Raw genomic sequence first — 8,633 nt, 5'->3', positions numbered from 1 at the left:
TCCCGGTGAGACGAGTTCCCTTCTCGCTCCTGCGAAATCCTCTCTCTCTGCCCGGCCGATTGAAAACCAGTCGCTGGCCTCACCCAAAACCGCTGTTTTTGGCCTCATCCCTGACCGGCGCGAACATCCCGTGGGGCGGCCCGGGCTTCCCGTTCCCCTTGGCGACCTTGGTGCCTTTGCGTGAACCGGTCCGGATTGGTCACGCCAAGGCGCAAAGCTCGCCAAGGAAGACGAAATTTTTTTGCAAATATAGCATCGCCCAAGGGTTGCCGATCCCCTCCCCGGATTCTCCGTGTGCTCAGTGCCCTGGTGAGAGCCCTTCCGGAAGGGCTCACACGGAGGCACGGGGGCACAGAGGTGCGGAGAGGACGCTCTTTCGTCATCCCGTGCGGCGGCCCGGGTTTCCCGTTCCCCTTGGCGGGCTTGGCGCCTTTGCGTGAACCGGTCCGGATTGGTCACGCCAAGGCGCAAAGCTCGCCAAGGAAGACGAAATTTTTTTTGCAAATATTGCATCGCCCATGGGTTGCCGATCCCCTCCCCGGGTTCTCCGTGTGCTCAGTGCCCTGGCGAGAGCCCTTCCGGAAGGGCTCACACGGAGGCACAGAGGTGCGGAGAGGACGCTCTTTCGTCATCCCGTGCGGCGGCCCGGGCTTCCCGTTCCCCTTGGCGACCTTGGCGCCTTTGCGAGATCCAATCCGGATCGGTCTCGCCAAGGCGCAAAGCTCGCCAAGGAAGACGACATTCGTCTGCAAATAAATCATCGCCCAAGGGTTGCCGATCCTCTCTCCGGATTCTCCGTGTGCTCATTGCCCTGGTGAGAGCCCTTCCGGAAGGGTTCACACGGAGGCACGGGGGCACGGAGAAAACGCTCCTTCATCATCCGATGCGGCGGCCCGGGCTTCCCGTTCCCCTTGGCGACCTTGGCGCCTTTGCGAGATCCAATCCGGATCGGTCTCGCCAAGGCGCAAAGCTCGCAAAGAGGGACGCGGGACCAATCAACCTCCTCCGAATGAGGAGCTGTGTTCACCGTTTTACATCAGATTGTTTCACGTGTCTTTCCCATCCGCCGGCACTCTCTTCAGGCGATCTGATCCGGGAGACCGTTGACGATCCGCGTGATCCCGTCCCGCATGAGTTCATTGCCGAAATTGAGGAGGAAGCCGAGTCTCAAGCCGGTCAGCTTCAAATAGGTCAAGACCTGTTTCAAGTATACGTTGTGGAGTGTCTCCACCGACTTGAGTTCGACAATCACCCGGTCGCCCACCAGAAGGTCGATGCGAAAACCCTCGTCGAAGACAAGACCGTCAAAGCGGATGGGCACGGGAATCTGACGGGCGAGCTTTAACCCGAAGCCTTGAAGTCGATGCGCCAGGATCACCTCGTAGACCCTCTCCAGCAACCCGGGTCCCAGTTCCTGGTGGAGTTTTACGGCGGTGTCGACGATGATTTTCCCGATGTCGTTCTCGCTCATGGCCAAGCCCTCCTTCCCTGATTTTCGGTTACGCCCCATTTCCGAAACGAAACGGGAGTTTGCCTTCACCTTTACTAACGTTCTCACTGGACCTTTTTCGAGATTATTTTCGGGGTTTTGTCGGATTTTTTTGAGCTGTTCCAGACTGTCTCTCGCGAAGGCACGGGGGCGCGGAGAAGACGCTCTTTCGTCATCCCGTGCGGCGGCCCGGGCTTCCCGTTCCCCTTGGCGACCTTGGCGCCTTTGCGTGAACCGGTCCGGATTGGTCACGCCAAGGCGCAAAGCTCGCCAAGGAAGACGAAATTTTTTTGCAAATATAGCATCGCCCATGGGTTGCCGATCCCCTCCCCGGGTTCTCCGTGTGCTCAGTGCCCTGGCGAGAGCCCTTCCGGAAGGGCTCTCACGGAGGCACGGGGGCACGGAGAAAACGCTCCTTCATCATCCGATGCGGCGGCCCGGGCTTCCCGTTCCCCTTGGCGACCTTGGCGCCTTTGCGTGAACCGGTCCGGATTGATCACGCCAAGGCGCAAAGCTCGCCAAGGAAGACGACATTCGTCTGCAAATAAGCATCGCCCAAGGGTTGCCGATCCCCTCACCGGGCTCTCCGTGTGCTCAGTGCCCTGGCGAGAGCCCTTCCGGAAGGGCTCACACGGAGGCACGGAGAAGACGCTCTTCCGTCATCCCGTGCGGCGGCCCGGGCTTCCCGTTCCCCTTGGCGACCTTGGCGCCTTTGCGTGAACCGGTCCGGATTGGTCACGCCAAGGCGCAAAGCTCGCCAAGGAAGACGGAATCCGCCTGTGGATAAGGCATCATCCATGGGTTTCCGATCTTGTCTCCTCATTCTCCGTGCGTTCAGTGCCTTGGCGAGAGCCCTCCCGGATGGCTCTCACGGAGGCACGGAGGCACGGGGAGGGCGCGCTTCCGATCCTGATTTATACCCGCACATTCTCTATTGAACGTGCTACAATCAAGTTTTGCGAGCGTGATGCCCTTGGCGGGAGCACGACGACGGCGGGAGGGTGCAAGAACATGAGCGAACCGGTGAAAGTGTTGTCGAGACGCTTCGACCTGGAAGGGTCCCACACCCTGGCCGTGTACGAGTCGACCGGCGGGTACGCGGCCCTGCGGAAGGCCCTCCTCACCCTGACGCCGGAGCAGGTCACCGAAGAGGTGAAGAAGTCCGCGCTCCGGGGCCGGGGCGGGGCCGGTTTCCCGACCGGCCTGAAGTGGAGCTTCATCCCGAAGGGCGCCGACAAGCCGGTCTTCCTCTGCGTCAACGCCGACGAGAGCGAACCCGGCACCTTCAAGGACCGCCACCTGATGGAGAAGGACCCGCACCTCCTCCTCGAGGGCACCCTCCTCGCCGCCTACGCCATCGGGGCCCGGCAGGCCTACATCTACATCCGGGGCGAGTACACCCCCCACGCCGCCGCCCTGCGCTCCGCCATCGGCGAGGCCCGCGGGAAGGGTTACCTGGGGAAGGGGATCCTGGGGACGGGTTTCGATCTCGAGCTGGACGTTTACCGGGGGGCCGGGGCCTACATCTGCGGGGAGGAGACGGCCCTGCTGGAATCCCTGGAGGGGAAGAAGGGCTACCCCCGCCTCAAGCCGCCCTTCCCGGCCAACGTCGGCCTCTACGGCGGCCCCACCATCATCAACAACGTGGAGACCCTGGCCAACGTCCCCGACATCGTCACCCACGGCGGCGAGTGGTTCGCCTCCCTCGGGGTTCCGAAGAACGGCGGGACGCGGCTGTTCGGCGTCAGCGGCCACGTGAACCGGCCCGGGATCTACGAGCGCCCCTTGGGCTACCCCCTTCTCAAGCTCATCCGGGAAGATGCCGGGGGGGTCCTCGGCGGCCTGGCGCTCAAGGCTGTCATCCCCGGCGGGTCGTCCGTCCCCGTCCTCCGGGCGGAGGAGTGCGACATCGCCCTCGACTTCGAGAGCGTGGCCGCGGCAGGGTCCATGCTGGGCTCGGCGGGGGTCGTCGTGATGCACGAGAAGACGTGCATGGTGTCCGCGCTCCAGCGCCTGGCGCACTTCTACAAGGACGAGTCGTGCGGCCAGTGTTCGCCCTGCCGGGAAGGCACCGGGTGGATGCTGAAGGTCCTGGACCGGATCCTGGCCGGCCGGGGACGGCCGGAGGACCCGGACCTCCTGGCCGACATCGCCGACGGTATCCTGGGGAACACCATCTGCCCGCTCGGCGACGCCGCCGCCATGCCTGTCGAGTCCTTCGTCCGAAAGTTCCGCGACGAGTTCGACGCCCTGATCAACCGCGGGGCGCGTACCGGCGCCTGAGCCCGCCGGCTGAGCACCCCACCGGCAATTTCACGGGATGAACACCACCTCCACCCGCCCCGGCACCCGATGGATCGACGTCGCCCTCACGGGGGCGAGCGGGGCCGCTTACGGGGTGCGCCTGCTCCAGCGCCTGGACGCGGAACCCTCGGTCGAGCGGGTCCGGGTGATGGTGTCCACGGCCGGTGCCGACGTCTGCCGGATGGAGACCGGGATTGCCCTGGCCGGCCCGGGGTCGTTGCCCGCGATGGGGCTGGCCAAGGCGGAGTGGGTGAGCGTCGATGACGTCGCCGCCGCTGCCGCCAGCGGGACCGGCGCCGCTTCCGCCATGGCGATCGTGCCCTGCAGCATGTCCACCCTCGGCGCCCTGGCTTCCGGGGCGGGCCGGAACCTCATCCACCGGGCGGCGGACGTCATGCTCAAGGAGCGCCGCCCCCTGGTGGTGGTCCCGCGGGAGACGCCCCTCAACGAGATCCACCTCCGGAACATGCTCCGGCTCCACCGGGCCGGCGCCGTGATCCTGCCGGCCTCCCCCGCGTTCTACACGCGTCCGGGGCGGGTCGAGGACCTGGTCGACCACCTCGTTTCCCGCATCCTCTCCGTTTTGGGATTCGACATCCCCCCCGGGCACCGATGGAACGGCCCCCCGTCGAGATGAAACCGGAGGGCGGCCTCCCGGGCCCGCCCCGCCCCGCCGGCTTTTTCCGCCGGGTGGGCGTGGTGCTCGACATGATCCGGTTCGAGCACACGCTTTTCGCGCTCCCCTTCGCCTTCCTGGGGGCCCTCCTGGCCCTGCGGGGGCTCCCGCCCCGCCCGCCCGGCCAGTGGGCGTGGCCGCCCCCCTCCACGTGGCTGTGGATCCTCGCCGCGATGGTCTTCGCCCGGAGCGCCGCCATGGCGTTCAATCGTCTCGTGGACGAGCGCCTGGACCGGATGAACCCGCGAACCCGGGACCGTGCGCTCCCCGCCGGCCTCCTGGGGCGGACCTTCGTGGGGGGGTTCACCTTCCTCTGCTGCGTCGGTTTCCTCGTCTCCGCGGGCATGCTCAACCGGCTGTGCGCCCTCCTCTCGCTCCCCGCGCTGGTGGTGATCCTGTTCTACTCCTTCACCAAGCGGTTCACGGTGCTGTCCCACTTCGTGCTCGGGTACGCTCTCAGCATCGCCCCCGAGGGGAGCTGGATCGCCGTGACGGGGCAGTTTTCGGTGCCCGTCATCATCGTCTGCCTGATCGTCGTGACGTGGACCGCGGGGTTCGACATCCTCTACGCCTGCCAGGATGCCGCGTTCGACGCGCGGGAGCGGCTTCACTCCATCCCCGGGCGCCTGGGGGTGCCCCGGTCCCTGCGCCTCTCCTTTCTCCTTCACCTGCTCACCATCCTGTGCCTGGGGGTGTTCCACGTCATGTTCCGGCTGTCGTGGGTTGCGGCGGGCGGGATGGCCCTCCTCGCCGCGCTCCTGGTCTGGGAGCACCGCCTGGTGGCCCCCGGCGACCTCAGCCGGGTCAACCGGGCGTTTTTCAACGTCAACGCCCTCTTCAGCACCGGGCTGTTCCTGGTGGTGCTGGCCGACGTCACGGTGTAGGTAGGCTGTAGGCTGTAGGCTGTAGGTCCGGAGGGATCCCCGTCGGTATCGGTATCGGTATCGGTATCGCAGTCGCAATCGCAGTCGCAGTCGCAATCGCAGTCGCAGTCGCAATCGCAGCCGCAATCGCAGCCGCAGCCGCAATCGCAGTCGCAATCGCAGTCGCAATCGCAGCCGCAGCCGCAATCGCAGCCGGGATCGGCGGCCCCCCTGGCGACGGCAGCCCGCAGCCCTCGATCTTCTCCCTTCCTGTGTGGAGTGCGGCGCGCAGGCTTCCGGAGCGCCGCTTTGCGCCTTTGAGAGATCACGATCCGGTTTCTTTGCGATCTTGTCGCCTTGGCGAGCGCCGATCCGGATCCTGATCTCGCAAAGACGCAAAGATCGCAAAGAAAACCGTGTCGCCAAGGGGGCGGCCACGAGGTTAAAATGCTCATCGCCGGGGAGGAAAATCCGGGGTTGACACGCGGCGGATCTCCGCATACGCTTCGGGACGACGCCCCGGGCCTTCCGCGGGGACGCCGAAAAGGGAGGTGGGCCGATGAGCGCGGTGGCATGGGGCGCAGGCGAGTTGTCCGACATCGCCGAAAAAGTGGAGCAGGGGAGACGCTTGTCCTTCGAGGACGGTGTGCGCCTGTTCCGGTCGAAGGACCTCCTGACCCTCGGGCACCTGGCCAACCGGGTCCGGGAGCGGCTGAACGGCAACCATGCCTACTTCATCGTGAACCGGCACGTCAACCCCACCAACGTCTGCGTCAACGCGTGCCGGTTTTGCGCCTACCAGCGGCCCGCGGGGCACCCCGAGGCCTTCACCCTCTCCATCGAAGAGGTCCTCGACCGCGTCGACGCCGTGATGCACCCCGGCATCACGGAACTGCACGTGGTGGGCGGCCTCAACCCCGCGCTTCCCTACGCCTACTACCTCGACCTGGTCCGGAGCCTCTCGGAGCGCTACCCGGGCGTGCACCTCCAGGCGTTCACCATGGTGGAGATCGACCACATTGCGGCGGTCGGGGGGCGGACCGTGGAGGAGGCCCTGGAGGACCTCAAGGCGGCGGGCCTGGGCTCCCTGCCGGGCGGGGGGGCGGAGGTCTTCGCCCCGAACGTCCGCGAACTCCTGTGCGAGAAGAAGATCCCGGCGGAACGCTGGCTGGGCATCGCCCGGGCCGCGCACCGGATCGGCCTCCGGAGCAACGCCACCATGCTCTACGGGCACGTGGAGACCCCCGAGGAACGCGTGGATCACCTGATCCGCCTGCGGGAACTCCAGGACGAGACGGGGGGGTTTTTGGCCTTCATCCCCCTGGCCTTCCACCCGGAGAACACGGAGGTCGAGGGGGCGTCCACGACGGGGTGCGACGACCTCCGCACCCTGGCCGTCGCCCGGCTCATGCTCGACAACTTCCCGCACGTCAAGTCGTTCTGGATCATGGTGGGTCCAACCATGTCGCAGGTTTCGCTCCACTTCGGCGCCGACGACGTGGACGGGACGGTGGAGGAGGAACGGATCACCCACAGCGCCGGGGCGAAAACACCCCAGGGGCTGACCCGCTCCCAGATCGTCCGGTTGATCCGGGACGCCGGCCGGGTCCCCCTGGAGCGGGACACCCTCTACAACGTGGTTTCCCGCCCCTGAACTTTCCCCCTCCTCCCGGTATCCAATCGGGGTCGGTATCGGTATCGGAATCGGAATCGGTATCGCAATCGGTATCGCAATCGGTATCGCCCTCGCCTTCGCCGTCGAACCTCTCCGCGGGGGCGGGGAAGGGTCGGAGTGAGGGCGATTGCGGCAGCGGCCCCGAGATCGAGAGCGATGGCGATACCGGTGGCGTCTGCGGCAGCGATACCGATAGCGGCAAGTTCTGACTGATTTCAGGGAAAACTCGGCGACGATATCCCGTCAGGGGTTCAAGGTGGGAGATCCGTCAAGGCGCCATTCGGCATCATTGTGCGCTCCGGTTCTGAAAGCAGTCAGCACTTACCGATACCGATTGCGATACCGATACCGATACCGATACTCATCGCGGGGGGAGACTTGGGGAGAGAGGGAGGGAACCGCGACATTTTCCGGTGCATTTCGGGAGGGGGGAGAGTAGAATATGCCGGCGCGCCCAGGGACGTCCCGGGAGGATTCGCCGGGAACGGGGCGCACGCCGAATCGAGGGCCAAGGAATCGCCATGGACGTGAAAATTGCGTTGATCGGCGGCGGGTACGTGGGGCAGGGTTTCCTCTCCGTGCTCCGGAAGAAGCGGGAACTGATCCGGAGCCGGTACGGGATCTCCTTCGAACTCGTGTCCATCTGCGACCGGCTGAGCGGTTCCATCCTGTCCCCGACCGGTCTCCGGATCCACGAGGTGCTCCCGCTCCTGGAAGACGGCCAGGGGCTGCTGGAGTACAGCCCGGCCGACCAAACCTGCATCAAGGGCCTGGACGTGCTGGCGGGGATCGAGCTCAGCCAGGCCGACGTCATCGTGGAGTGCACCTACTCCGATCTCACCACCGGGGAGCCCGCCACCACCTACATCCGGAAGGCGCTCTCGGGCCACAAGCACGTGGTCACCTGCAACAAGGGCCCCGTGGCGCTTCACTTCAACGCCCTCCGGGAACTGGCGCGGTCCAGCGGGGTCCAGTTCCGTTTCGAGGGGGCGGTGATGAGCGGGACCCCCGTCATCAGCATGCTCTCCACCAATTTCCGGGTGGACACGGTCCTGGAGGTCCGGGGGATCCTCAACGTCACGACGAATTACATCCTCCAGAGCATGGAGCGCGGCAAGCACCTCGAGGACGTCCTGAAGGAGACCCGGGAGAAGGGCATGGCCGAGATGAACCCGGACCTGGACATCGACGGGTACGACTCCATGGCCAAGCTTCTCATCCTCATGAACGTCATGACGGGGGGCGAGATGCAGCCCGGCAACATCCGGCGCGAGGGGATCCGCAACGTCACGCTTCGGGACATCGAGTCGGCCCTGGAGAAAGACCTGCGCTACCGGATGGTCGCCCACGCCTGGCGGGACGAGGACGGTTCCTGGAAGGGGCACGTGGGGCCCTTCAAACTGAGCCTGAAGGACCCTCTCTACGCCGTGAAGAGCACCCGCAACGCCCTGCACATCCGGACCGAGGACCGGGGCGAGATCTACCTCGAGGGCCCCGGGACCGGCAAGCTCGAGACCGGCGCCACCCTGCTGTGCGACCTCACCTCCATCTTCATCCCCTGAGCCTTCCATCGCTGCCCGAAAAAATGATGAAATTCACCGGCACTGATGTTATAATGGCGAACTT

7 protein-coding genes are annotated in these 8,633 nt (G+C 65.6%); 6 read left to right on the top strand and 1 reads right to left on the bottom strand.

Going from position 1 to position 8,633, the window contains the following annotated elements:
• Nucleotides 1-184, top strand: a 184-nt coding sequence (locus tag KA419_11960) for a hypothetical protein (protein MBP7866651.1), incomplete at its 5' end; no start/stop codon positions are given.
• An 894-nt stretch (nt 185-1,078) separates the two neighbouring features.
• On the opposite strand, the gene KA419_11955 is transcribed toward KA419_11960, so the two are convergent.
• The gene (locus KA419_11955; GenBank protein MBP7866650.1) at nt 1,079-1,471 is read right to left on the bottom strand and encodes a GxxExxY protein; all 393 of its coding nucleotides are present in this window, start codon (nt 1,469-1,471) and stop codon (nt 1,079-1,081) included.
• A 1,029-nt stretch (nt 1,472-2,500) separates the two neighbouring features.
• Here KA419_11955 and nuoF point away from each other — a divergent pair.
• The 5 genes from nuoF to KA419_11930 all read left to right on the top strand — a co-directional run bounded on the left by nuoF (nt 2,501) and on the right by KA419_11930 (nt 8,569).
• The gene (gene nuoF / locus KA419_11950; protein ID MBP7866649.1) at nt 2,501-3,772 is read left to right on the top strand and encodes an NADH-quinone oxidoreductase subunit NuoF; all 1,272 of its coding nucleotides are present in this window, start codon (nt 2,501-2,503) and stop codon (nt 3,770-3,772) included.
• Nucleotides 3,773-3,809: 37 nt separating this feature from the next.
• Nucleotides 3,810-4,430, top strand: coding sequence for a UbiX family flavin prenyltransferase (locus KA419_11945; protein ID MBP7866648.1), 621 nt, complete (start codon nt 3,810-3,812; stop codon nt 4,428-4,430).
• Nucleotides 4,427-5,353 (top strand): putative 4-hydroxybenzoate polyprenyltransferase, encoded by a 927-nt coding sequence (gene ubiA, locus KA419_11940; protein ID MBP7866647.1) that lies wholly within the window; start codon nt 4,427-4,429, stop codon nt 5,351-5,353. The genes KA419_11945 and ubiA overlap by 4 nt, the downstream gene beginning before the upstream one ends.
• A 538-nt stretch (nt 5,354-5,891) precedes the next feature.
• Nucleotides 5,892-6,986 carry an aminofutalosine synthase MqnE gene (gene mqnE, locus KA419_11935; protein MBP7866646.1) on the top strand — a complete coding sequence of 365 codons (1,095 nt, stop codon included), beginning with the start codon at nt 5,892-5,894 and terminating at the stop codon, nt 6,984-6,986.
• A gap of 542 nt (nt 6,987-7,528) precedes the next feature.
• Nucleotides 7,529-8,569, top strand: a complete 1,041-nt coding sequence (locus tag KA419_11930) for a homoserine dehydrogenase (GenBank protein ID MBP7866645.1) — start codon at nt 7,529-7,531, stop codon at nt 8,567-8,569.
• Nucleotides 8,570-8,633 lie beyond the last annotated feature (64 nt).

Source organism: Acidobacteriota bacterium (assembly GCA_018001935.1).
Taxonomy (GTDB): domain Bacteria; phylum Acidobacteriota; class JAAYUB01; order JAAYUB01; family JAAYUB01; genus JAGNHB01.
Note: the sequence above shows the minus strand (reverse complement) of the source record. Positions and strands in the feature narration are given on the sequence as shown.

Bases quoted from the DNA above. Each gene is read 5' to 3' on its own strand.
- ubiA (MBP7866647.1), top strand. From the start codon at position 4,427: ATGAAACCGGAGGGCGGCCTCCCGGGCCCGCCCCGCCCCGCCGGCTTT.
- KA419_11955 (MBP7866650.1), bottom strand. From the start codon at position 1,471: ATGAGCGAGAACGACATCGGGAAAATCATCGTCGACACCGCCGTAAAA.
- KA419_11945 (MBP7866648.1), top strand. From the start codon at position 3,810: ATGAACACCACCTCCACCCGCCCCGGCACCCGATGGATCGACGTCGCC.
- nuoF (MBP7866649.1), top strand. From the start codon at position 2,501: ATGAGCGAACCGGTGAAAGTGTTGTCGAGACGCTTCGACCTGGAAGGG.
- mqnE (MBP7866646.1), top strand. From the start codon at position 5,892: ATGAGCGCGGTGGCATGGGGCGCAGGCGAGTTGTCCGACATCGCCGAA.
- KA419_11930 (MBP7866645.1), top strand. From the start codon at position 7,529: ATGGACGTGAAAATTGCGTTGATCGGCGGCGGGTACGTGGGGCAGGGT.